The following is a 25053-nucleotide window of genomic DNA, read 5'->3' as shown; positions in this document are numbered from 1 at the left end:
TGAAAAGGCGGTGTCTTAACCCCTTGACCAACGGACCGGAGTTGTTATTTTCAACTCTTACTATTATACCGACTTTTTTTACTTTGTCAACACCTTTTTTTAATTTTTTTTAGAAGTCTTGTAATGTTTCCTTCAGTTCTCTGAGAAGGGCTTTGCGGCCTTTAAATCGTTCGTCTGCCCAGAGGCGTTCATAGGCTTCTTGCTTATCTTCTGGTAATTTTCTTCTATAAGTATTCAACAATTCATGTAGGGCGTAGTAATCATCCAACCACAATCCTCCTTCTGGTAGGCGATGGCTAATCTCCCCTACTTCTTCATAGGCCATCCGGTCTAGGCGACGCTTTTGACTCTCTTGTTTTCTGACGCTATCAAGGATTCGATTGCGAAATTTTGTTTTGAAGTAGACGTAGAGTTTCTTTTCCTCTTCCACTAATTCTGGATGGTGTTCTAGAAGTTCATGGAGACAGATCATTCCCTCTTGGTCCCAATCTTCTTTTTCCCACAGGTGGAGATAATAATCTTTTCGGCATCTATGGACAATACCTTTTACCTTCTCATAATTCTTTTCAAGCATTTGCTTTCCCCCTTTCTCTGCTTGTAGTATAGCAGAGAAAGGCCGAAAGAAGGGCACTAGTTTCTATCTTGTGCTGTTTTTACTCTCTAATGTTATGGCAGTTGTGAATACTGACAAGTGAGAGTAAAAAAAGACAAAGATTTGAATCCTTGTCTTTTAGCTTATAAACGTATTAGCGAAAGAGATCTACAATGGTATCCCAGACAGTCTGAGCTTTTTCTTTAATTTTAGCATCCGAAATCGCTCGTCCTGCTTCATCGACCAGATTTTGTGCTCGTCCACGAATATCTGCTAATATATCATCCGACTGCGTACTAGTATCACTTGTAGTTTGTTTAGGTGTATTTTCTGGTGCAATACCATTCATTTTATAAGCATTTTCAACTGTAAAGGTGCTACCTGGCGTATATGGTAGGATTGTTTCCGCCATACTTCTAAAAATGTGAGCAGCACCATTCGAAGTTGAACCTGCTAAATAGTGATTTTCATCAGTAGTAGGGAAACCAAGCCAGTGACTAATCACTAAATCAGGGGTATAGCCAATCACCCATTGATCACTGGTATATTCTGGGTTAAAGGCTGCCTCTGTTGTTCCTGTTTTTCCAGCCATGACATAATCATCTGGAGACGAACTGACCCCTGTACCATTTGTAAAAGTACCTAACATCATACTGGTCATTTTATCAGCTACCGATTTGTCAACCACTCGTTTTTGAGTATTTTTATGACTAGCAATCACTTGACCACTAGCATTTTCAATACGGGTGATAAAGTGAGCATCCGGCATGAGTCCTTCATTTGCAAACACTGCGTAGGCTTGGGCCATCTGAAGAGGGTTAGTTTCTACGCCGCCACCTAAAGCTACTCCAAGCACACGATCTACATCGCTCATGTTGAGACCAAACTTTTCACCCGCTTCAAAGGCTTTATCAATTCCAAGTTCTTTAACAGTAGCTACTGCAGGTAAATTTAGAGATTTAGCCAAAGCTTGATACATGGGTACTTCTCGTGATGTCTTGATTCCTGCGTAGTTGTCTACTTTATAATCACCATATTGCATGGTATGATTATCCAACTCCTTATTAAGAGACCAACCCGCTTCAACCGCTGGTGTGTACACTATCAAGGGTTTAATAGTCGATCCTGGGCTTCTTTTTGATTGGGTTGCATAGTTAAAATTCCTGAAACCTGTCTTATCATCCCCTGCCACTCGACCAACAACTCCCCGAACTCCACCCGTTTTTGGCTCCAAAGCGACACTACCAGACTCTGCATGCGTCCCATCTTCAGCTGTCGGAAAGAGCGAAGTATTTTGATAGATAACCTGCATATTTGCTTGGTAATTTTGATCTAGCTCCGTATAAATTCGATAACCGTTATTAACGATTTCTTCCTCTGTTAGATTATACTTTTCAATAGCTTCATTAACAACTGCATCAAAATAAGAAGGATAACGGTAGTCTGATATTTTCCCTTCATAACTATCTTTCAATTGAGAAGCCATATCAACACTTGCTGCTTCTGCTTCCTTATTTTTATCAAGGTAGCCGGCAGCCACCATATTTTGTAAGACAGTATCTCTTCGATTAGTTGAATGCTCAATGGAATTCAGAGGATTGTACAATTCTGGGCCTTTAAGCATGCCTGCTAAAGTGGCAGCTTCATCAAGAGTTAATTCCGATGCCGAAACTCCAAAGTACTTTTTACTAGCATCCTCAACACCCCAAACTCCATTACCGAAGTAGGCATTGTTCAAATACATGGTTAGAATTTCTTTTTTACTGTATTTTTTGGTTAATTCTAAAGCAAGAAAGAATTCTTTAGCCTTTCTCTGAACAGTTTGGTCTTGTGAAAGATAAGCATTTTTCGCTAACTGTTGGGTAATTGTAGAACCACCACCCGAGCGACCAGCTGTTAGGATAGCTAGGAAAAAGCGACTATAGTTAATTCCACTATTTTTATAGAAGCTTCTATCTTCTGTCGCAATAACAGCATTCTGCAAATCTTCACTAATTTCCGAAAGTTCAACATAGGTCCCTTTTTGACCTGACAAGGCACCAGCCTCATTCTCTTCTCTATCAAAAATCACCGTTCTTGTTTTCAAAGCATTCTGCAAGTCTGTAACATTTGTCGATTTAGCCAAGGCAAATAGATAAACCCCAACAAACAAGCTTGCACTTAGTCCAAGAATTAGAAAGATTTTGGTCAGATGATAGCGACGCCAAAATTTTCGAATAGGTCCGACTTGCCCAACTTTCTTTCGCCCACCTCTTGACCGTCTTAAATTAGTCGAGGTATTTTCTTCATTATTAGCTTCGTCGATTTCTATTTCTTCCATTTCAGCTCCTTCTTTTTTAAATAAAGAAAGAAACTTTTCAAATAATGTATCTAATTTCATGCGTTTATTTTATCATCTTCCCCATAGGAAGACAAGAATTTAGCTAGTTTCTCTATCCAAATAATCTATTTTTTGTTACAATATCTGTATGAAATTTACCTTTGTTATCCCTGACTCTCTTCCTGAAATGACTGTCAAAGTCTTCTTGGAAGATCAACTACTTATTCCGAGAAAAATACGGCATTTCTTGAGAATTAAAAAGCACATTCTCATCAATCAAGAAGAAGTCCATTGGCATCAAACTGTCAAAGCCGGAGATGAATGTCAACTGATTTTCGATGAGGAGGATTATCCTACAAAAGAAATTGTTTGGGGGAATCCTAATCTTGTCCAAGAAGTTTATCAAGACCAACATTTAATTATCGTCAACAAACCCGAGGGTATGAAAACACATGGAAATCAGCCTGATGAGATTGCTCTTCTCAATCATGTCAGCGCCTATGTAGGTCAAACTTGCTATGTCGTTCATAGACTAGACAAAGAAACAAGTGGACTCGTACTGTTTGCTAAAAATCCATTTATACTGCCCATCCTCAATCGATTATTGGAGAAAAAAGAAATCTCCCGCGAATACTGGGCTCTGGTTGAGGGAAAAATAGGAACTAAAGAGCTTGTCTTTCGAGACAAAATCGGTCGCGATCGTCACGATCGTAGAAAACGGGTGGTGGATCAAAAAAATGGTCAATACGCCGAAACCCAAGTAACTCGGTTGAAACAATTTCAAAACAAAACCAGTCTTCTTCGCTGTCGATTAAAAACAGGACGAACTCATCAGATTCGAGTGCATCTATCTCACCACGGACATCCAATCCTTGGAGATCCGCTCTACAACCCACATTCCAAAGCTAGTAGACTAATGTTACACGCATTTAAACTATCCTTTGTCCACCCTCTGACCTTAAACAAATTAAGCTTTACTGCGCTATCAGATACATTTGAAAGAGAATTAAACCAAAATGGATGACACTTTCATCCATTTTTTCTTATAGATACCAAAAAAGCAAGACCAGTTGGCCTTGCTTTTATCAACTCAAGAATTATTTAGCGATTTTAGCGAAGTATTCAAGAGTACGTACAAGTTGTGCAGTGTATGACATTTCGTTGTCGTACCATGAAACAACTTTAACCAATTGTTTACCGTCAACGTCAAGAACTTTAGTTTGAGTTGCGTCAAACAATGATCCGTAAGACATACCTACAACATCTGAAGATACGATTGGATCTTCTGTGTAACCGTATGATTCATTGGCTACTGCTTTCATAGCTGCATTCACTTCATCAACAGTAACGTTCTTTTCAAGAACAACTACCAATTCAGTTACTGAACCAGTTGGTGTAGGAACGCGTTGTGCAGCTCCGTCAAGTTTACCGTTCAATTCTGGGATTACAAGACCGATAGCTTTAGCAGCACCAGTTGAGTTAGGTACGATGTTAGCAGCACCAGCGCGAGCACGACGGAGGTCACCTTTACGGTGTGGTCCGTCAAGAATCATTTGGTCACCAGTGTAAGCGTGGATAGTAGTCATCAATCCTTCAACAACACCGAAGTTATCTTGAAGAGCTTTAGCCATTGGAGCCAAGCAGTTTGTAGTACATGAAGCACCTGAGATAACTGTTTCAGTACCGTCAAGAACGTCGTGGTTAGTGTTAAATACAACTGTTTTAACATCTGATCCACCAGGAGCAGTGATAACAACTTTTTTAGCTCCACCTGGGTGCAAGTGTTTTTCAGCAGCTGCTTTAGTAGCAAAGAAACCAGTTGCTTCAAGAACGATTTCTACACCGTCGTTAGCCCAGTCAATTTGTTCTGGATCACGTTCAGCAGAAACTTTAACGAATTTACCGTTAACTTCAAATCCACCTTCTTTAACTTCCACAGTTCCGTCGAAACGACCTTGAGTTGTGTCATATTTCAACAAGTGTGCAAGCATAACTGGATCTGTAAGGTCGTTGATGCGAGTAACTTCAACACCTTCTACGTTTTGGATACGGCGGAAAGCAAGACGACCGATACGTCCGAAACCGTTAATACCAACTTTAACTACCATTAGTGATTTCCTCCTTATGAAAATCATGAAAATTTTATTGTGAAAAGAGTAACTTGAATCACTACAAATCACCTTTCAACATACCTATTATATAACTATTTTAGTTTAATTGCAAGCGCTGGCCTTGTTTTTCTGATAAGCTTTGGTAATATTTTCATTTCTTTACTTAGCCTTGCAGCCTACTCCAATTCTATGCATTTCTTAATAAATAATATATTCTCTAAGCATAAAAAACCGAGGTTTACCCTCGGTTTTGGCTGATAATCAATTATTTACGGCGTCCTGGTCTTTCTTTGTAACCATAGTAAGCATCTTCGATGATTTCTTGCATATGGTCAACCATTGGAAGACGTGGGTTAGCAGGTGAACATTGGTCTTCATAAGCAAGGAAGGCCAATTCACGTGAATGTTCTTTCCATTCTTTTTCGTCAATACCTTGTGCTTTGAAGTTCATTTGGATACCTACGCGCTCACCAAGTTCGTAGACAGCTTTTGCGTAAGATTCCACCCCTTCTTCTGGTGTAGAAGCTGGAAGGCCAAGCATACGAGCGATATCTTGATATTTCTCGTCTGCACGGTAGTAGTTGTACTTAGGCCATGTAGCTGTCTTAGCTGGGCGAGTACCGTTGTAACGGATAACGTATGGAAGCAAGATTGCATTTGTACGTCCGTGAACTGTGTGGAATTGCGCACCAATCTTGTGAGCCATTGAGTGAGAAATACCTAGGAAGGCATTCGCAAAGGCCATACCAGCGATTGTTGAAGCGTTATGCATTTTCTCACGTGAGTGGAAGTCTGCATTCTTAACTGAGCTTTCAAGGTTTTCGAATACAAGTTTGATTGCTTGAAGAGCAAGACCATCAGTATAGTCACTAGCCATTTGTGATACGTAAGCTTCAGTTGCGTGAGTCAATACGTCCATACCAGTATCAGCGGCTACAAATCCAGGAACTGTCAATACCAAAGCAGGGTCTACGATTGCCACAGTTGGTGTCAATGAGTAGTCAGCGATTGGGTATTTACGGTTGTTTGCTTTATCAGAGATAACGGCAAATGGAGTTACTTCAGATCCTGTACCAGATGTAGTTGGGATCGCGATGAATTTAGTCTTCTTACCAAGCAATGGGAATTTGAAGGCACGTTTACGGATATCCATGAATTTTTGTACAAGGTCACGGAAGTCCACTTCTGGTTGCTCGTAGAAGAGCCACATAACTTTAGCAGCATCCATTGGTGATCCACCACCAAGAGCGATGATTGTATCTGGTTTGAAAGAGCGCATAATCTCAGTACCACGTTCAACTGTAGTGATATCTGGATCTGGTTCTACATCTGCAAAGATTTGGTAAACAACCTTATTGCGACGAAGGTCAAGTTGTTCGATGATACGATCAAGGAAGCCAAGCTCTACCATAGCGTGGTCAGTAACGATCATGACACGCTCAACGTCACGACATTTTTGAAGGTATTGAATTGAATCACGTTCAAAGTATGTTTTTGAAGGAAGTTTCATCCATTGCATGTTATTTCTCCGTCTTCCGACTTTTTTGATGTTCAAGAGGTTAATGGCGCTAACGTTATCCCCAACTGAGTTACGTCCGTAAGAACCACATCCGAGTGTCAATGATGGCAAGAAGGCATTGTAAACGTCCCCGATACCACCGAAAGTAGAAGGTGAGTTACAGATAACACGAATAGCTTTAACAGCTTTACCAAATTCTTTAGTCAATTCTTCATCAGCAGTATGGATGGCAGCTGAGTGTCCAAGACCGTTAAATTCAACCATTTGACGAGCTTTAGCAATACCATCTTCACGGCTTTCAGCTTTCAAAACTGCGATAACTGGTGACAATTTTTCACGAGTTAATGGCTCGTTTTCACCAACTTCTTTACATTCTGCAGCAAGAATGTTTGTTCCTTCTGGAACCGTAAATCCTGCTTGTTCTGCAATCCAAGTTGCTGGTTTACCAACGATGTCAGCGTTCAATTTTGCACCAGCACAGTTTTTGCTGTTTGCTTTCACGCCGAAACAGAACTCTTCAAGAAGGGCTTTTTCTTTTTTGTTTACAAAGTAAGTATGGTAAGATTTGAACTCTGCTACAAATTCATCGTAAATTTCTTTATCAATGATAACCGCTTGTTCAGATGCACAGACCATACCATTGTCAAATGATTTAGACATTACGATATCGTGAGCAGCTTGGCGGATGTTAGCTGATTTTTCAACATAAGCTGGAACGTTTCCGGCACCTACCCCAAGAGCTGGTTTACCACATGAATATGCAGCTTTAACCATGGCATTACCTCCTGTTGCAAGGATTGTTGCAATACCTTCGTGGTTCATCAATGCACTAGTTGCTTCCATAGATGGTTCAGTAATCCACTGTACACAGTTTTCAGGAGCACCTGCTTTAATCGCTGCATCACGAACGATTTGAGCTGCGTGAGCTGATGATTCTTGAGCTGATGGGTGGAATGCAAAGACAATAGGATTACGAGTCTTCAATGAAATCAACGCTTTAAAGATTGCTGTTGAAGTTGGGTTAGTTGTTGGAGTGATACCACAAACAACACCAACTGGTTCAGCGATAAGAGTCAATCCTGTTACATCATCTTCTTCGATAACACCAACTGTTTTAGTGTGGCGCATGTTATTTACTACGTGCTCACAAGCAAATAGGTTTTTAGTTGCTTTATCTTCAAATACTCCACGTCCTGTTTCTTCAAAGGCATGTAAAGCCAATTCTCCGTGAGCATCAAGTGCTGCAACTGAAGCTTTTGCTACGATATAATCGACTTGATCTTGGTCAAGTTTACGCATTTCTTCAAGGGCAACTAAAGCTTTTTGCACCAAACCATCGACATGCTTTTCAGCAGCGAGTTTCTTTTCTTCTGGTGTTACAGTTTTTTTATCAGCCATATTTTCCTCCATAGCTTTCAAGGATTGTAAGTCCTTTGTTAATTTTTTCACAAGTTTATTATAACTCTTTTTTAAACATTTGTAAACAGTTTCATGAGCATTTCACAAACTTTTTTTATTTGTTTGTGAAAACAATTTCAAATATACCCACACATGCACTTTTTCACTTAAAGTTTGTGAATTATTCCATAAAAGTTTTATTTTTCACAAACTTAGTTGTAAAACAGTCTTGTAAGCCGTTTTTATTTCCATGTAAGCGCTTTCTGTCGGTCTGGAAGAATACCTCCTTCTAGGAGGAGGTTATTGTGCTTGTTGAAATAAACCTTGTTTGAAGTCCCCTTCATAGACTACTTCTTGTTCGGTAGTCAGTTTTCCTTTTCCTTCAGCTTGGCCATTTACAAAGTCTCCCTCATATACCCAACCTGCTTTAGCTTGGTAGGTACCTTTACCATTGAAGGCGCCATTGCTAAATTCTCCAGTATAGGTATCACCGTTCGAGAAGGTAACAGTGCCCTGACCATTCATCTTACCACGAACTAGGCTCCCGTCATAAATAATAGCATCGTTATCAAGCTTAAGAACGCCCTGTTTTGGAAGATTGGTCAGAAATACAAGACCTGCACAGACAACAATGACGATCACTGTCGTAATTTCTAAACGGGGACGTGTTAAATAGACACTATATTTTTCATAGAGTTTTTTTAAATTTTCCATGTTCACTCTCATTTTCTAAGCGACTTAACCAAGCCTGGCAACCAGCTAAAACTCGGTCATAAGTTTCTTCAAAATCACCTGTATACCAGGGATCTGGAACGCTTTCAGATGCAAAAGGCTGTATCTTGTATTGTTGATCCTGTGGACACATCTCACGCAAATCAGCGAGATTAGACTCATCCATCCCAATGATATAGTCAAAATACTCAAAATCTTTTTTAGAAATTTGTTGGGAAGTTTTCGAAGTATCATAAGGAACTCCATGACTTCGAAAGATTCCTTGTGTCCCTTTGTGGATCGGATTACCATGTTCCCAGGAAGAAGTCGCTCGGCTTTGAACCTCATACTTATCGGTCAAGGATTTCATCACAAATTCCGCCATAGGACTACGACAAATATTGCCAAGACAGACAAAGGCAATTTTTTTCATTACTCTTCCTCTCACTTATAGAAAAACGGGAATGAGATCCACCCCGTTTTATTCTTCAATAGCACTGCCTTCTTCGATAACTGCACCTTCAGGTGTGACAGCTTCTTTGACTGGCAAAACTGTTCTAATTGCACCTAATTCGAAAGTCAAGTATACTCCGTCTACATCAAGTACAATCGTTTTGTTTTCAGTGTCAACTTCATCCACTGTACCGTAGAGACCACCGATAGTGATTACTTCGTAGCCTTTTTGAAGTTTGTTGAGGCTCTCCATACGTTTTTCAGCTTGTTTCTTTTGAGAACGTTGCATGAAGAACATCAAGCCCAACATCAAAACAAGCATAATCAAGAATGTTAAATTCCCACCCATTATTTTTTACTCCTTTGTAATTCAGATAAAACTACTATATCAAATTTCACTTGTTTTTACAAGATTATACCCTGGTTTTGGGACAATAAAAAACCAGAGCAAATGCCCTGATTTTTCTTATTTCAAGTTGTTTACAAGTTCTACTAAGTTTTCAACTGTAAATCCATATTCTGCTAAAACTTTTGGTGCTGGTGCAGATGCTCCAAAGGTATCAATACCAAGAACTGCTCCATCAAGACCAACGTATTTGTACCAGTTTTGAGTTGCTCCCATTTCAACTGCTACACGGCGACGAACTGCATTTGGTAAAATCTCTTCTTTATATGCTGCATCTTGTGCATCAAATACATCTGTAGATGGCATGCTGACTACGCGAACTTTTCCACCTTGACTTGCCAATTCTTTAGCGGCTGCTACTGCTAAGTTCACTTCTGAACCTGTTGCAATCAAGATAGTGTCAAAGTCTGCTGCATTTTCATATACAACGTAAGCACCTTTTGCAACCTTGTCAAAGTCTGTTCCTTCTTCAACAGTCAAGTTTTGACGAGTCAAGACAAGAACAGTCGGAGTTTTCTCGCTTTTGACAGCTTGATACCAAGCTGCTTGAGTTTCACGCGCATCTGCTGGACGGAAAACGTTGAGGTTTGGAATCGCACGAAGGCCTGCCAAGTGCTCAATCGGTTCATGAGTTGGCCCATCTTCACCAACTGCGATTGAATCGTGAGTAAAGACATAGGTTACAGGAAGACCTTGTAGAGCTGACAATCGAACTGCTGCCTTAAGATAGTCTGAGAATACGAAGAATGTTCCACCATAAACACGAAGTCCACCGTGAAGAGCCATTCCGTTCAAGACAGTACCCATTGCAAATTCACGAACACCAAATTGGATGTTACGATTCAAACGATTTGCATCATCTTGAAGTCCGTCCGTTTTGATGTAAGTCATATTTGAATGAGCAAGGTCTGCTGATCCACCAAGGAAGGTTGGCAATTTAGCAGCCACAACATTCAAGGCATCTTGGCTTGAGTTACGTGTCGCTTGAGAGAAACCATTTTCTAAAGCTGGGAAGTCTTCTGGAGTCACCTCAACTGGATCGCGTCCTTCGATGATTGCTTCCACTTCTGCAGCAAGTTCTGGGTGAGCTTCTTTGTAATCTGCGACTAGTTTTGTCCATGCTTCGTATGCTGATGCACCACGGTCTGCAACATTTTCTTTGAAATCAGCATAAACTTCTGCTGGGATTTCAAACGGTTCGTAGTCCCAACCAAGGGCTTGGCGAGTTGCTGCAGTTTCATCCGCTCCAAGAGGAGCACCGTGTACAGCATTAGTCCCTTGTTTGTTTGGAGAACCATATCCAATAACAGTTTTCACTTCGATCAAAGATGGTTTGCCTGAAGCCTTAGCTTCTTCAATAGCAGCATGAATAGCTTCTAAGTCTGTTCCATCTTCTACCAAGGCTGTATGCCAACCGTAGGCATTGTAACGATCGCGAACACTTTCTGTGAATGAATCTTTTGTCTCACCATCCAAGTTGATATCATTTGAATCATAAAGAACAACCAACTTGTCAAGCTTTTGCAAGCCTGCATAAGAAGCAGCTTCGCTTGAGACACCTTCCATCAAGTCACCATCTCCACAGATAACGTAAGTGTAGTGGTCAAAGATGTTATAACCTTCACGGTTGTACTTAGCTGCAAGGAAACGTTCTGCTTGTGCAAAACCAGTCGCAGTTGCAATCCCTTGTCCTAGAGGACCTGTTGTTGCATCAACCCCTGCTGTATGACCAAATTCTGGGTGACCTGGTGTTTTAGAACCCCATTGACGGAAGTTCTTCACTTCATCCATGCTCACATCTTCAAATCCAGAGAGATGAAGAAGGGCGTAGAGGAGCATTGACCCGTGACCAGCTGAAAGAATAAAACGGTCGCGGTTAATCCAGTTTGGTTGAGCTGGATTGATACGAAGTTCTTTAGTGAATAGGCTGTAGGCCATCGGTGCAGCTCCCATAACCACCCCTGGGTGACCTGAGTTCGCTTTATTGATAGCGTCAATACCTAGAAAACGAATCGCATTAACAGATAGATTTGACATAGAATTTCCTTTCTCTTTGAGGTGATAGGTCTATCACATATTCTATTTGTACTATTATATGAAAATTATCCGTATCGTGCAACATACGGATAACCTCCAGAAAAAATTTTTATATTAAAGCAAGGCTTTGAATTGGATATTTGAGTCTTGTTCGAAGCAGTCATCAAAACCACGTGGGTGATGGTATTCTATTAAGTGTTGGTCTTGAGGATAAGTGTATTTACCACCAACTTCCCAGATAAATGGATGGAAATCGTATTGCAAGCGATCTTTTCTCATTTTCCAAAGTTCTAGGATTTCATTCGTAGAAGCCATGAAGTTAGACCAGATATCATAGTGAACTGGGATAATGACTTTAGCACGTAGATTTTCTGCCATGCGAAGAAGGTCGATAGAAGTCATTTTATCTTGGATACCTACTGGATTTTCACCATAGTTATTCAAAGCAACATCAATTTTGAAGTCTTTACCATGTTTTGCAAAGTAGTTAGAGAAGTGAGAATCAGCTCCATGATAGATGGTTCCACCTGGTGTTTCAAAAACATAGTTAACCGCCTTTTGAGCCATTTCTTCATCTGTAACAGCCAACCCAGCAAGTTCACCGCCTGTTTCGTCAGCTCCATTTACTGGTAGAGTTACCAAGCAAGTACGGTCAAATGATTCTACTGCATGAATCTTCATGTCTTTTAGTTCGATAGTATCACCTGGTTTGACAACGATGATTCGTTCTTTTGGAACACCCCAGCTTTCCCAGATTCGACCACAATGGTAAGGACCGATAAACTTAACATGATCTAACTTAGGATTGTTGAGAATTGCTGCAGCTGTGTATGGGGCGATATGGTCACTATGGAAGTGTGAAACCAAGTAGTAGTCGAGTTCATTGATAGCAAATGGATCGATAACCATTGGTTGAACACGCAAGTTTGGTTGCAATTTACGAACACCTGCCATATTTGCCATTTGGTGTCCACGAACCATATCTTTCACTTTTTTGGTTGATTTTCCACGGTTTGACCAAAGGTCCATGACAACGTTAGCACCACCTGGTGTCTTAATCCAAGTACCACAGTTGCCTAGCCACCACATGGCGAAGTTGCCTTCAGGCACGACTTCTTCTTCGATTTCTTCATTCAACCATGTTCCCCACTCTGGGAAAGTAGCTAAAATCCATGATTCTCTCGTAATTTCTTTTACGTTTGGCATTTGAAATCCTCCATATTTTGTTCAAGTATTTATTTCATACTTAGTATAACACCGACCGATATATTAAAAAAGACCAAGAAAAACACAGGTTTGTGTTCATCATTGGACTGTGATGTTTATGATTCATCTAAAAAAGCTTGGATGACTAATTCTTGATTGATTAAAAGTTGAATTTCTTCTTGTAATTTTGCCGCTGCATGTTTATCCGATATATAGGTGCCGATAATGGTTGATAGATTTTCCTTGAAGGTTCGACCGTCTTTTCTAAGAACCTTATTCTTCATAAAGTCTGTCATGCGTAAAATATCTTCTGCCTCAAGTATAGGATTTACCTTTAAAACCGGGAAATGACTCTCAAGTTCATCGTTGGTTGTGATCAGTAAATCAACCTGAGTAATATCCTCTACGCTTTTGAACTGCTCAGTTGTAAAGACTGCCCCTATCTGTTCATTTGGAAGATAGAATCGACACTGTTTGAGTAAAAGTTTAGAGACACCCACTCCTTCATCGCACACAATATAAATCTTCTTGGTATTGTTTTGAATCGATGGAGTATACTTTAAAAAACCTCCAACATGAATGGTCAAATAGGCAATCTCATCATCCGTCAATCGAATCTGCCAAGCTTCTTCTAACACTTCTGCACATTTTTTTTGTAATTACGAAAAGTTCACTATACTTGGAACGAATCTGCCGAGTTAAAGGATTTTTTGAGAAAATACCATAGTTCTTTCTGAATAATAGCGCCTTACAATGAATCACAAGATTCCTCAATAAGTCTTCTTTCTGTTCAATCTCCATTCTGGTTTGGGATTCAAAATACCAAATAAACTCTTCTAAAGCCATTCTCAAATGCTGAAAATCTTTACTTTCTGCATGGATGTCTCGATCTTTTCGATAGGATAACAAAAGAATGGCTAACAGAGATCTATCTAATTCTGAAAATGAGATTCCAAATGTTTCAAACAAGCGCTCTCCTAGTTTTTTGGATACCTGATATTCAATTCTCTTTCGAATCAATGAAAACTCTTGCTCAATTTCTTGGTGTTTGTCCTGATTACGAGTAACGGTATCACATCCAAGTAGAAGATAAGGGAGAACCTGTAGCATAAAAGTGACTTCGTGATGGTTTATTTTTTCCCCCAAATCCTGCTCAACCAGTGGAACTTGTTTTTTGAGGAATTGATTGACCTCATCAGAAAGAAGCATCTCACCTTCTAATCGCTCCTTGATTTTCTCCTCTAAAATAGCTACAAAGGCTGGATTTTCCTCCATAAAGATATGATAGAGAAGGGATTGAAGATACTGGATTTTATTAAGAGGATGTGCATTTAGATAGTAACCGCGAGATTTACTAACTTGAAGCGTTACTTGATACTGCTCTAGTGTCAGCTGGTAACGAATAGTATTTAAATCATTTAGGACCGTATTTCGAGAGACTTCTGTTAATTCCATGAGTTTTTCAAGAGTGATTCTCTCTTTGGAAATACCAATCAGAAGGAGCATCAGCTGCATCCGCTCGTTGGCACTCATGATGTAATCATAAGAATCAACTTCGTCTAATAATTGACGACAAGCTTCTCTTTGCTCATCGGTCAAGTAAATACCAATCCGAGGCAGACTGATGATGTGCAAATTCTCATCATCCAGAGCATCATTGATTTTATCAATGTGATAGTAGATTTTTCTTCGAGATTGAGCTAGATCTTTCGAAATCGTCATAATCGTTTTGGACGTTTCTTGATCCATCAAATATTGAAGCAAGTCACAGCTCGCCTTATCTAAAACCATAATTCATACTCCTCTATTTGTCAATCGCTTCCAAAACAACTTTATAATGGTATCACATTCGTACAGACTTTGCAATTATATGCTGTAAACTCTTAACAGTGGATACTGACAACTACAAAAGCGAGGCTTGGATCGAAAGCTCCTAGCCTCTTTTCAATTCAATTTCTTATTTCTTTTGACCGTAATAAGCATTTGGTCCATGTTTACGTTGGTAGTGTTTTTCTAGGATGTACTGGGGAGCAGGTTCAACTCTTGGATTGATTTGCTCTGTAAAGCGATTCATCTTAGATACTTCCTCTAGTACAACAGAGTGATAGACAGCATTCTCTGGGTTTTTGCCCCAGGTGAATGGACCGTGATTACGTACGACAATCCCTGGTACTTCAACAGGGTTGAGACCACGACGTTCAAACTCTTCTACGATAACTAGGCCAGTATCTTTTTCATAGGCTACTTCTACTTCATCCTTAGTCAAACTACGAGCGCAAGGGATTGAACCGTAGAAGTAGTCTGCATGGGTTGTTCCGTAGAAAGGAATATCACGACCTGCCTGAGCCCAACCAACGGCTTCAGTCGAATGGGTATGAACCACACTAGCAATCTCTGGCCAAGCCTTATATAACTGCACATGAGTTGGAAGGTCAGAAGATGGTCTTAAATCTCCTTCTAGAACCTTGCCATCCAGGTCAGTTACCACCATATTTTCAGGTGTCAATTCGTCATAATCTACACCTGATGGTTTGATAACAATGACACCGAGTTCGCGATTGACTTCCGATACATTGCCCCAGGTAAATTTAACAAGTCCATGTTTTGGCAATGATTGATTGGCATCACAGACTCGTTTACGCATAGCATTGATTACTTGATTCATCTTACATCAGACCTGCTTTCTTAATAAGTGGGTAGAGAAAGGCTTGGGCCTCTTGAATGGCTGCGCGTGTTTCTTCTACAGTTTCACAATTTTCAGACCACATTTCAATCAAAAATGGCCCTTGATAATTGGTTTCTTTTAAAATTCTGAAAGTATCCTCCCAGTTGACACATCCTTGACCAAAAGGCACATCGCGGAATTGCCCCTTGGACTGCTCGGTCACAGGATAGGTATCCTTGAGATGCAGAGCTGCCAGAGCCTGGTGCCCGATAACAAACTCACTATAGAGGTCATTGTGCCAAGCTGAGAGATTGCCTGTGTCTGGATAGACAAAGAGATAAGGCGAGTTGATAGCCTTTTCAACAGCTAGATATTTTTCGATACTATTGATAAATGGGTCATCCATAATCTCAATCGCAAGAATAACCTGCGCTTGCTCCGCCCAATCACAAGCCTTGCGTAGATTTTTGAGGAAGCGCGCTCGTGTTTCTGGCGATTTTTCCTCATAGTATACATCATAGCCCGCCAGCTGAATGACCCGCACACCCAAATCCTGCGCCAACTCGATACATTGCTTCATGGTTTCCAGCGACTTGGCTTCGAGGGCTGGATCGTTTGATCCTAGCGGATAGCGACGATGACCTGAGAAACAGATAGACGGTATACGAACACCTGTTTCATAGATAGCTTTGACAACTTCCAAGCGTTCTTCCTTGCTCCAGTCAAGTCTTGCTAAACGCTCGTCACGTTCATCAATAGACATCTCGACAAAATCAAAGCCTAACTCCTTAGCGAAATTTAAACGTTCTATCCAAGTAAAGTGGGTCGGGGTTGCCTTTTCATAAATTCCAATTGGACGTGCCATGGTTTACCCCCAAATCCGTTTGATTTCATCCTTGAAGGCACGCGCTGCTCCTGCTGGATCCGCAGCCTCCGTAATTCCACGACCTGCGATAAAGGTAAAGACATCAACACCTTCAAAGAGTTTGAGAGTATCTACATCTAGACCACCTGTTACAGAAACTCGGAAGCCCATGTCAATGAGTTTTTTAACCTTATTAAGGTCTTTTTCACCCCAAGTTTCACCAGCAAGAAGGGCATCACGAGATTGGTGATAGATAGCTTGTGAGATACCTGCATCTAGCCAAAGCTGAGCTTGTTCAAAAGTCCAATCACCATAAAGCTCGATCTGGATTTCGCCTCGGTCCCCACGTTCAGCCTTGATAGCCTTTAGAGCTGCTTCCATAGTAGGGATGGTTGCACAACAGATACAAGTCATCCAATCTGCTCCACGAACGGCATTATTTTTGGCAACTGTTCCACCAGCATCAGCACATTTTGTATCTGCCACAATAATCTTATCTGGGAAAAGGCTACGTAAGACTTCAACCAGTTCACTTCCAACTTGAAGCAAGCAAACAGTTCCAGCTTCGATAATATCTACTTCCTGACCAACAGAAACAGCTGCTTTAATCGCTCCTTGCAAGTCTGAATGGTCTAATGCAACTTGTAAATTAGGTATTCTTTTTGTCATTTCTTTATTCCTCTTCTAACTTTCCAAATCCAATCCTTCAAGATAAGGGCTATCCTTAGATTCTTCGATCATCGCCAATACATCTTCTTTAGTCTGGCAAGCCTGTAAACGTGCAATAGAATCTTCTAATTCAAATAAGGCAATGATTTGTGGAATGGCTACACTTGTGTGAATTTTTGAGCTTGTTGCAGCTAGTGCCAACAAAACAGAGACCTCTTTCCCATCTGAAAATACAACAGGATTTTGCAAGGTAATCAATGAAAAGGCATCTCTTTGCACTCCAGCTTCAGGTCTAGCATGGGGCATAGCCATACCTGGCATCAAGATATAGTAAGGACCATACTCTTCTGTCGATTCGATGATAGCATCGTAATACTCTGGCACAATCGCCCCACTTTCAATCAAGGGATCTACTGCTACCTTGACTGCTTCCTTCCAGTCTTTAGCTTCTAGACCTAGTCGGATTGAGTCATTTTCAATTAAAGCTTGTTTTAAATTCATATCTGCCTCCTTTATTTAAAGAGGGAGAAGGACAGAAACGATAACTCTCAGTTTCTGTCCAGCCCCCTCCAACCTTTTACTGTAGTGCTTGACTGAGTTTTTCAGTGATTTCTTTATCATCCATCAAGTTGTCAAGCCCAATTAACTTCCCATTAGTTCGGCCTTCCAATTCTTGGATCAAATGAAGAGAAGCGATTACGATGTCATAGCCTGCTGCTAAACCTTTTGCTTCACCAACACTGCATGAATTGACTGTAAAGTCTGTTTGATTAAGCTTACGGAGGGCATTTTCAACCTTCATCTTGATAACCATAGATGAACCCATTCCATTTCCGCACGCTGCTAATACTTTAACCATTTTATTTCTCCTTTTCTAGACACTAAGCTTCTTCTTGAACTTCACCGTTGTAATATTTCTCTTTATCTTTTGCTTTTGCAAATTGAAGTTGAGGAATAACGAGCAAGAAGAGACATACAAGTACATAACCAACGATACCGAGGTATTTGAAGATATAGCCAAATCCAAGCCATGGGAATTCAAAGTCGATATTTCCATGGTAACCACCGTAAGATGCTAAGTCGAGAAGGGCTACACAGAGAGCTCCTAGAGCAACTTGGAGGACACCTGAAATGAAGGATAGGATAACGGCTGCTTTCCATCCGCCACGCTTATCAGCATAGACCGCGATGGCTGCATTATCAAAGAATACTGGTACAAATCCTGTAATAATAAGGACAGGGTTTTTAAAGACGATGAGCAAGACAATTGTAATCAATTGACCAATCAAACCAAAGGCAAATCCAGACAAGACAGCGTTTGGAGAACCAAATCCATAAGAAGCTGCAACGTCAACTGCTGGGAATGAACCTGGCAACAATTTGTTTGAAATACCTTGGAAGGCATTTGTCAACTCAGATACGAACATGCGGACACCTTGCATCAAAACGAACAAGTAAACTGAGAAGGTGAAGGCTGTTTGGATAATGTACATAAAGAAATCTTGTTTTGCAGGATTGAATAGAGTTCCTGAAGTGATGACTTCTTTATTAGACATAATATCTGGACCCAAGATTAACAGAATGGCTCCAAAGAATACGAGCATCAAAGTAGCAGAGGCAACAACTGTATCATGGAAGATTGAGAGGAACTTAGGCAATTTAAGATTGTCTAGACTTTCTTCTTTCTTGCCAAAGCGTCCTGCCACTTTATCTACAAACCAGATTGCAAATTGTTGTTGGTGACCAATCGCAAATCCGCCACCACCAGTCAGACGTTGAGTTGCCTCAACAGTCATATTTGAACTAACTGCCCAGTAAAGGCCACAGATGATACCGATTGCTGCTGTACCATAAGCATTGCGCAATTGTGGGACTAAGAATAGAACCATAAGAGATACAGTCGCAGCTTGTTGTACCATGATGTGACCAGTAATAAAGAGGGTTCTTACTTTCGTAATCTTGCGTAGAGCTACAAGCAAGATATTTACTCCAAAACCGATCAATAGAGCTGTTGTTGCAGTTCCAACGAAATCTGGAAACTCTGCTGCAATTTTGTTGTTTGCTGCAGCCAATCCAAAGTAAGGGTCAATAACCGCTGCACCGATTTGGAATTTATAGTTAAGGGCTGCCAAGATTGGACGGAAGGTTGTAACCAAACCACCAGCACCCACGTTGAGCAACATATAACCTACTGTTGCTTTAACGAAACCTGAGAAAACATCATGAGCAGGTTTTTTCAAAAGTGCGTATCCTATCAACACCAATAAACCTACGAAAAATGCGGGATTCTGCAAAATATTGCTAGAAAACCAATTTAGAACACTTGAAATGACTTCCATAATTGTTCTCCTTTTGAATTGTTTTTGTAAGTTTATTATATAATGTGAAAACGGAAACAAAAAGACCAAGAATTACACAGCGAACTGTTCACTCTTGGACTGTATGATTTATGATATTTTACGGATTATCTGATTCTCTTGTAGCTAAATAATAGGGAAGAATTGTAGAATAAGACTTCAGTAGACCTTCTACGATTTCTTCTTCAGATGAATTTTCTGCCACTGAAACATCTACCTTAACTAAAACCTTTCGGACTTCCTGATGGGATAGTTTTTCTCTTAAAATTTGACGATTTTCCTCAGTAGCCTCCATCTTGTGACTTTCTCCATTTGAGTAGACTAGATAGTAAATCCCTTCTGCCACTGGAACTTCTAAAACCTTGGCTTGTTTGTCTAATGTTTGCTCATCCTTCTTACGCTCAATAAAACTCACTTCTAGTGAAACTCCAAAATCAGAAGGGCTTCCATATAAACGAAGGGCCAACATAGGTTCTGACACTTCCCCCTCACGCTGTAGATAGGCCCAGAAATGCGGTCGCAAACGTTGGGCTTGATTCATCCACTGACTCGTCCCTTGGAGATCCCATTCTGGATGTCTTTCTTGAAAATCCTTGGCTAAGTGTGTAAAGACCTTTCTGGCCTCCTGCCCCTTACTCCTCAAATAAAGCATTTTTTCAACTTCTTGACCTGCCTTCTCGGGTTTTTGATACTGTAAACCAGAGAAAGCTAGATATTCTCTCATTGTATTCAACATAAGATCAACCTCCCTTAGCTAGCAAAAAATCAGGGTGCCCCTGATTTTGCTTTGATTATTCTGTATCAACCACAACGTAACGATTTGGCTCATCACCTTCTGAGTAACTAGTAACACCCTCCATACGTGAAATAATGCGATGGATGATTTTGCGTTCGCTGCTAGACATTGGATCAGTCACCTGACTACGCCCCTCTTCTAGGACACGTGTAGCTAACTTCTGTGCATAGCTCTGCAAGACTTCTGCACGGTGTTCTACATAATCATTAACATTGATGGTAATATAGAAGGTTCTTGAATAGCGGTTATAAAGATAATTTTGCGCTAAAAGTTGGAGAGATTTCAAAACCTTACCATGGTAACCGATAATACGACCCGGTTCATTGGTATCAATTTGCATATTGATAGAACGACGATTTGAAGTGCTTGAGATTGCTCCCTCAACATCCATATCATCAATAATACCTTGAACATAGTTGGTCACTTCTTCGACCACCTGGTCAATATCATAGGTCGGTTCAATCTTCAAACCTAGATTTTCTAAATCATCATTCTGCTCGACTTCTTCCTGCTCTTCCTGCTCTTTAGATTCTTCTGGCAGTAAATCTTTTAGAATGGCAATATGACCAGTCTCCTCTAAAATTGTACTAGCCTCTTTCTCATTTTTTAGAATTTCGGCCTTAACCTCTTCAGAGATCCCTTGTCCTTCTTCCTCGATTTTCTTGATTGCTTCAACAACATGACCTAAGTCTACTGTTGCCTCACTAACAGTCTTAACGGGTTCGTTCTTAGCATTAACTTCCTTTGGAACTCCTTTGACTGCTTGCTGATTTGCCTTCACAACAGTTGTCTCACTAATTGCTTCGATATCAACTTGCGCTGGTTTCTTCCCAAAAAGACCAAAGAAACCTTTTTTCTCCCTTGAGACAACCTTGATATGCGCCTTCATTCTAGGAATCCCCAATTCCTTCAATCCCGTTTGGATCGCTTCCTCAACAGTTGAACCTGTAAATAATACCATTACAAGATTCCTCCTTACTTTTTCTGTGCTTTCTTGAGAGCTTTTCTCTTCTTGATTTCTAAATCCTTCTTAGCCTGTACTCCCGCCTCACGCTCTGCAATAATCTTGTATGGATTGTTGAGCAGATAGGTTTGGAGCACCTGATAAGCATTGGATACCGCCCAGTATAAGGCAACCCCACTTGGTGAATACATGGCAAAGAAGAAAATCATGACTGGCATTGCATACATCATTCCTGTCATGGCGCCATTTTTCTCAACCATGGCCTTATTGGATAACCAGGTACTAAGGAAAGTAAAGATAGCTGCCAAAATAGGCAAAACGAAAGTCGTATCAACACCACCAAGGTTAATCCATAAGAAATGACCCGTTTTTAGAAATTCTACCCTACTCAAAGCTTGGAACAAGGCCAACAAGACTGGCATTTGGATTAAGATTGGCCAAAGAGAAGCTGACTGTTTGACACCATGTTGCTTGAACAACTGACGCATTTCTTGGTCCAACTTGGTACGGCTCTCCATATCCCGTCCCGGATAACGTTCTCGCAACTCCTTAACCAGTGGTTGTACTTCTTGCATCTTTCTAGATGCCACCATTTGTATCTGAAAGACTGGTAAAAGAATGGTTCTGATTAGAAGGGTAAATAAAATAATCCCCAGACCAATACTTGTATCAAATGATAAAAAGCGAATGATTTCAGCAAAAAAATAAACAAATCTACTCCAAAAATCTGTTGATTCAGCTGTAATCTCACTAGTCGTTCCACTAGCTGTGCAGGCGCTCATCACAAATAAAGCAAGCACCATTAAGCTAGTCAACTGTAATTTCTTTTTCACTCCCAATTCCTTCCTGGTAAATCTTTGATAACTTTAATACGTGAAGAAGATTTTTTTCCATTTCCGCGTATTCCAAGATTTCGACACCTTTTCGAGCAATCACAACAAAATCTACGTTTTCAACCAGCTGATTTTTATATTCAATCAGAATATGTCGAATCCTTCTTTTGATCTGATTCCTCGTAACAGCATTTCCCAATTTTTTGCTGACAGACAGACCAACTCGAAAATGCTGCTCATCATTTTCTAATCGATAAATAACAAATTTACGATTAGCAAAACTCTTCCCTTCTTTAAATATTGCACTAAAATCTTTCTCTTTTTTTACACGAAAGCGTTTTTTCAAAATTCAACTCCATCTATTAAAACTAGTACTATTATACCATAATTTTTCAAAAAGCCAATAATAGCAAGGTTTTAGCCCATGTTTACCTAATGAAAAGACTAATTTCACTCTAAAATCATCATCTTTTTTCAAAAATTTCTTAAATTTGGACGGACTGGTCTGCTCATTTCTGATCAGAAAAAACAAAAGTCACCCTTTGGAGTGACTTTTGTAGGAGATTATTATGAAAAAGTTAGGATTTCTATTAAATAAAGTTAGGAGGTCTTTATTTAATGATTGTAGTATACCTGTCTATCCTTAAACTCAACTTAAACAGATTCAATTTCTTTTTAATTTTTAAAACTATGGATTGGAGCTGGGATTTGTCCTCCACGAGCAATGAAATCAACAGACGATGCACCATTGACTTTCATGACCGGCGCTGTTCCTAAAAGCCCACCAAACTCAATCATATCGCCTTCTTTTCCTTTTGGAATAATACGTACAGCTGTTGTTTTCATATTGATGACTCCGATAGCAGCTTCATCCGCAATCATAGCGGCAATCGTTTCTGCAGGTGTATCCTCAGGAATGGCAATCATATCCAAACCAACTGAACAGATAGCCGTCATAGCTTCTAGTTTTTCCAAATTAAGGGAGCCATTTTGCACAGCAGCAATCATCCCCTCGTCCTCAGAAACTGGGATAAAGGCACCTGATAAACCACCCACTTGGTTGCAGGCCATAACTCCGCCCTTCTTAACTTGGTCGTTCAAAAGAGCCAAGGCAGCAGTCGTTCCATGTGTTCCAACAGTCTCAAGTCCCATTTCTTCAAGAACACGAGCTACAGAATCCCCCACTGCTGGGGTTGGAGCCAAGCTCAGATCGACAATTCCAAAATCAACTCCAAGACGCTCACTAGCCATCTGTCCGACTAATTGACCAATACGTGTAATCTTGAAGGCTGTCTTTTTAACAGTTTCTGCTACAACATCAAAACTCTGACCACGAACCTTTTCTAAGGCACGTTTGACAACACCCGGCCCTGAAACACCTACATTAATGATGACATCTGCTTCACCTACTCCATGGAAGGCACCTGCCATAAAAGGATTGTCCTCTACCGCGTTGGCAAATACAACTAATTTAGCAGCACCCATATCAGAAAGAAAAGCTGTTTCCTTGATAATTCGCCCCATATCCGCTACTGCAGTCATATTGATACCCGACTTAGTAGAACCAATATTTACAGATGAACAAACCTTATCCGTTTCTGCTAAGGCACGAGGAATGGAATTGATGAGGATTTCATCACCTTTTTGATAACCCTTTTGTACCAAGGCTGAAAAACCACCAATGAAATCAACGCCAATTTCCTTAGCAGCTCTGTCCAAAGCTTTGGCTAACGGGACATAGTCTGTTGCATCTGTAGCAGCACCAATCAAGGAAATTGGAGTTACGGACACACGTTTATTTACGATGGGAATGCCCAATTCCGCAGCGATTTCATCACCAACTGCAACTAGATTAGCCGCTTTTGTAGTAATCTTTTCATATATTTTATCTGCAGCACGATGAATATCAGGATCAATACAGTCTAAAAGAGAAATTCCCATGGTAATGGTTCTAATGTCGAAGTTCTGCTCCTCAATCATTGCGATTGTTTCGGTAACTTGTCTAATATCCATAACCCCTCCTAGATATTGTACATAGCATCAAAAATAGCTGCACTTTGAATATTAATTTTAACATTCAAAGACTGTCCAAAAGTTTCAAATTCACTTCTAAGATAAGTGAAATCTTGTTTTTCATCACTGCTAACAATTGCCATCATTGTAAAAAATTCATCTAAAACTGTTTGTGAAATATCATCGATATTTAAGCCTAACTCTGCTATTTTTGATGCGACACCCGCAACAATACCAGACTTATCTTTACCTACAACTGTAATAATAGCCTTCATGATTAAACTCCATTTCTAACACAGCACGATATCCATTTCAGACAAAAATAAAATGAAAAAAGGGGACAGAGTAACTACTAAACACTTAATAGCGAACAATTCTTCAAGTTGAAATCCTAACAAAATCTCATAGAAGATCTTGTGCCTGGCTAGTATCTTTTTTGTTAACTCACTAGTTTAAAACTTGAAACTGATAATATATCGGCTCATAACTTCTTTATAGAATATTTTTGAAAAAATGAACATTGTTGATTTTCTTTTTCAATAGTATAGCATATTTCTTAATAAAATACTCAAAAACGCCTGCTTACGAAATTGTTCTTAAGTAAAAAACAATTTCGTAAACAAGCGTCTACCTTATCATCTTATGATGAGTGTTCCCGCTAGGACATAAGTCCTAGCGGTAGACCAGAGCTAGACTAAGAGCACAAGACTCCATCATCATAACACTCAACAAAATTGATGATTTTATACTAATTCGATGATCGCCATTGGCGCTGCATCACCACGACGTGGTTCAGTTTTAAGGATACGAGTGTATCCACCGTTACGTTCAGCATAACGAGGTGCGATTTCTGAGAACAATTTTTGAAGTGCTGTAGTAGAAGTGTACTTATCAGTTGCTTCATCATAGTTTTCAGATGCGATTTCATTACGTACGAAAGCAGCTGCTTGACGACGTGCATGCAAATCACCACGTTTACCTAGAGTAATCATTTTTTCAACAGTTTTACGGATTTCTTTAGCACGAGCTTCTGTAGTTACGATTGATTCGTTGATCAAAAGGTCAGTTGTCAAATCGCGAAGCATTGCTTTACGTTGTGAGCTAGTGCGTCCTAGTTTACGGTAAGCCATTTATTCCT

23 protein-coding genes and 1 pseudogene are annotated in these 25053 nt (G+C 40.1%); 1 reads left to right on the top strand and 23 read right to left on the bottom strand.

The window, feature by feature from the left end; genetic code table 11:
• Positions 1 to 109: 109 nt before the first annotated feature.
• Complete coding sequence (locus K1I67_RS02430; protein ID WP_223338605.1) at positions 110 to 574, bottom strand: sigma-70 family RNA polymerase sigma factor; 465 nt, start codon at positions 572 to 574, stop codon at positions 110 to 112.
• 172 nt (positions 575 to 746) lie between these two features.
• Positions 747 to 2972, bottom strand: a complete 2226-nt coding sequence (gene pbp2a, locus K1I67_RS02425; protein ID WP_223338604.1) for a penicillin-binding protein PBP2A — start codon at positions 2970 to 2972, stop codon at positions 747 to 749.
• A gap of 88 nt (positions 2973 to 3060) precedes the next feature.
• On the opposite strand from pbp2a, the gene K1I67_RS02420 reads away from it, so the two are divergent.
• Entirely contained in the window at positions 3061 to 3936 is an 876-nt protein-coding gene (locus tag K1I67_RS02420; RefSeq protein ID WP_317628363.1) for an RluA family pseudouridine synthase, read from the top strand.
• A 73-nt stretch (positions 3937 to 4009) separates the two neighbouring features.
• Here K1I67_RS02420 and gap read toward each other — a convergent pair whose 3' ends face one another.
• From gap to rplQ, 21 genes and pseudogenes are all read right to left on the bottom strand, one after another.
• Entirely contained in the window at positions 4010 to 5020 is a 1011-nt protein-coding gene (gap, locus tag K1I67_RS02415) for a type I glyceraldehyde-3-phosphate dehydrogenase (protein ID WP_045762475.1), read from the bottom strand.
• 268 nt (positions 5021 to 5288) lie between these two features.
• Positions 5289 to 7940, bottom strand: coding sequence for a bifunctional acetaldehyde-CoA/alcohol dehydrogenase (adhE, locus tag K1I67_RS02410; RefSeq protein ID WP_045762481.1), 2652 nt, complete (start codon positions 7938 to 7940; stop codon positions 5289 to 5291).
• 300 nt (positions 7941 to 8240) lie between these two features.
• Positions 8241 to 8654, bottom strand: a complete 414-nt coding sequence (locus tag K1I67_RS02405; RefSeq protein ID WP_223338603.1) for an MORN repeat-containing protein — start codon at positions 8652 to 8654, stop codon at positions 8241 to 8243.
• Positions 8629 to 9084, bottom strand: a complete 456-nt coding sequence (locus tag K1I67_RS02400; RefSeq protein WP_223338602.1) for a low molecular weight protein-tyrosine-phosphatase — start codon at positions 9082 to 9084, stop codon at positions 8629 to 8631. Before K1I67_RS02400 ends, K1I67_RS02405 begins: the two co-directional genes overlap by 26 nt.
• 48 nt (positions 9085 to 9132) lie before the next feature.
• Positions 9133 to 9453, bottom strand: a complete 321-nt coding sequence (gene yajC / locus K1I67_RS02395; protein WP_049504890.1) for a preprotein translocase subunit YajC — start codon at positions 9451 to 9453, stop codon at positions 9133 to 9135.
• Positions 9454 to 9570: 117 nt separating this feature from the next.
• Positions 9571 to 11547: a transketolase gene (tkt, locus tag K1I67_RS02390; RefSeq protein WP_223338601.1), complete on the bottom strand. Its 1977-nt coding sequence runs from the start codon at positions 11545 to 11547 to the stop codon at positions 9571 to 9573.
• A gap of 114 nt (positions 11548 to 11661) precedes the next feature.
• Entirely contained in the window at positions 11662 to 12753 is a 1092-nt protein-coding gene (ulaG, locus tag K1I67_RS02385) for an L-ascorbate 6-phosphate lactonase (RefSeq protein ID WP_223338600.1), read from the bottom strand.
• A 116-nt stretch (positions 12754 to 12869) separates the two neighbouring features.
• Positions 12870 to 14544, bottom strand: a pseudogene (locus tag K1I67_RS02380) (BglG family transcription antiterminator).
• A 166-nt stretch (positions 14545 to 14710) separates the two neighbouring features.
• The gene (locus tag K1I67_RS02375; protein ID WP_006153388.1) at positions 14711 to 15418 is read right to left on the bottom strand and encodes an L-ribulose-5-phosphate 4-epimerase; all 708 of its coding nucleotides are present in this window, start codon (positions 15416 to 15418) and stop codon (positions 14711 to 14713) included.
• 1 nt (position 15419) lies between these two features.
• Entirely contained in the window at positions 15420 to 16283 is an 864-nt protein-coding gene (locus K1I67_RS02370) for an L-ribulose-5-phosphate 3-epimerase (protein ID WP_223338599.1), read from the bottom strand.
• Between the two features lie 3 nt (positions 16284 to 16286).
• Positions 16287 to 16952 carry a 3-keto-L-gulonate-6-phosphate decarboxylase UlaD gene (locus K1I67_RS02365; protein ID WP_049548839.1) on the bottom strand — a complete coding sequence of 222 codons (666 nt, stop codon included), beginning with the start codon at positions 16950 to 16952 and terminating at the stop codon, positions 16287 to 16289.
• A 15-nt stretch (positions 16953 to 16967) separates the two neighbouring features.
• A complete protein-coding gene (locus K1I67_RS02360; protein ID WP_060956300.1) occupies positions 16968 to 17453 on the bottom strand; it encodes a PTS sugar transporter subunit IIA in 486 nt (161 codons plus the stop codon).
• 76 nt (positions 17454 to 17529) lie between these two features.
• Positions 17530 to 17811 (bottom strand): PTS sugar transporter subunit IIB, encoded by a 282-nt coding sequence (locus K1I67_RS02355; RefSeq protein ID WP_000241466.1) that lies wholly within the window; start codon positions 17809 to 17811, stop codon positions 17530 to 17532.
• 22 nt (positions 17812 to 17833) lie between these two features.
• On the bottom strand, positions 17834 to 19291 hold the full coding sequence (locus tag K1I67_RS02350) for a PTS ascorbate transporter subunit IIC (RefSeq protein WP_060956301.1): 1458 nt from the start codon (positions 19289 to 19291) through the stop codon (positions 17834 to 17836).
• 118 nt (positions 19292 to 19409) lie between these two features.
• Positions 19410 to 20045 carry a ribonuclease P gene (locus tag K1I67_RS02345; protein ID WP_223338598.1) on the bottom strand — a complete coding sequence of 212 codons (636 nt, stop codon included), beginning with the start codon at positions 20043 to 20045 and terminating at the stop codon, positions 19410 to 19412.
• A gap of 55 nt (positions 20046 to 20100) precedes the next feature.
• Positions 20101 to 21066, bottom strand: coding sequence for an RNA-binding cell elongation regulator Jag/EloR (gene jag / locus K1I67_RS02340; protein WP_049548843.1), 966 nt, complete (start codon positions 21064 to 21066; stop codon positions 20101 to 20103).
• A 14-nt stretch (positions 21067 to 21080) separates the two neighbouring features.
• On the bottom strand, positions 21081 to 21902 hold the full coding sequence (locus K1I67_RS02335; RefSeq protein WP_223338597.1) for a YidC/Oxa1 family membrane protein insertase: 822 nt from the start codon (positions 21900 to 21902) through the stop codon (positions 21081 to 21083).
• Positions 21877 to 22248: a ribonuclease P protein component gene (rnpA, locus tag K1I67_RS02330; RefSeq protein WP_223338596.1), complete on the bottom strand. Its 372-nt coding sequence runs from the start codon at positions 22246 to 22248 to the stop codon at positions 21877 to 21879. The genes K1I67_RS02335 and rnpA overlap by 26 nt, the downstream gene beginning before the upstream one ends.
• A gap of 329 nt (positions 22249 to 22577) precedes the next feature.
• Positions 22578 to 23915, bottom strand: a complete 1338-nt coding sequence (locus K1I67_RS02325) for a PFL family protein (protein WP_223338595.1) — start codon at positions 23913 to 23915, stop codon at positions 22578 to 22580.
• 8 nt (positions 23916 to 23923) lie between these two features.
• Positions 23924 to 24190, bottom strand: coding sequence for an ACT domain-containing protein (locus tag K1I67_RS02320; protein WP_223338594.1), 267 nt, complete (start codon positions 24188 to 24190; stop codon positions 23924 to 23926).
• A 468-nt stretch (positions 24191 to 24658) separates the two neighbouring features.
• Positions 24659 to 25045, bottom strand: coding sequence for a 50S ribosomal protein L17 (rplQ, locus tag K1I67_RS02315; protein WP_000331493.1), 387 nt, complete (start codon positions 25043 to 25045; stop codon positions 24659 to 24661).
• Positions 25046 to 25053 lie beyond the last annotated feature (8 nt).

Origin of the sequence: Streptococcus infantis (assembly GCF_019929575.1) — a bacterium.
In the GTDB taxonomy this organism is placed as follows: domain Bacteria; phylum Bacillota; class Bacilli; order Lactobacillales; family Streptococcaceae; genus Streptococcus; species Streptococcus infantis_L.
Note: the sequence above shows the minus strand (reverse complement) of the source record. Positions and strands in the feature narration are given on the sequence as shown.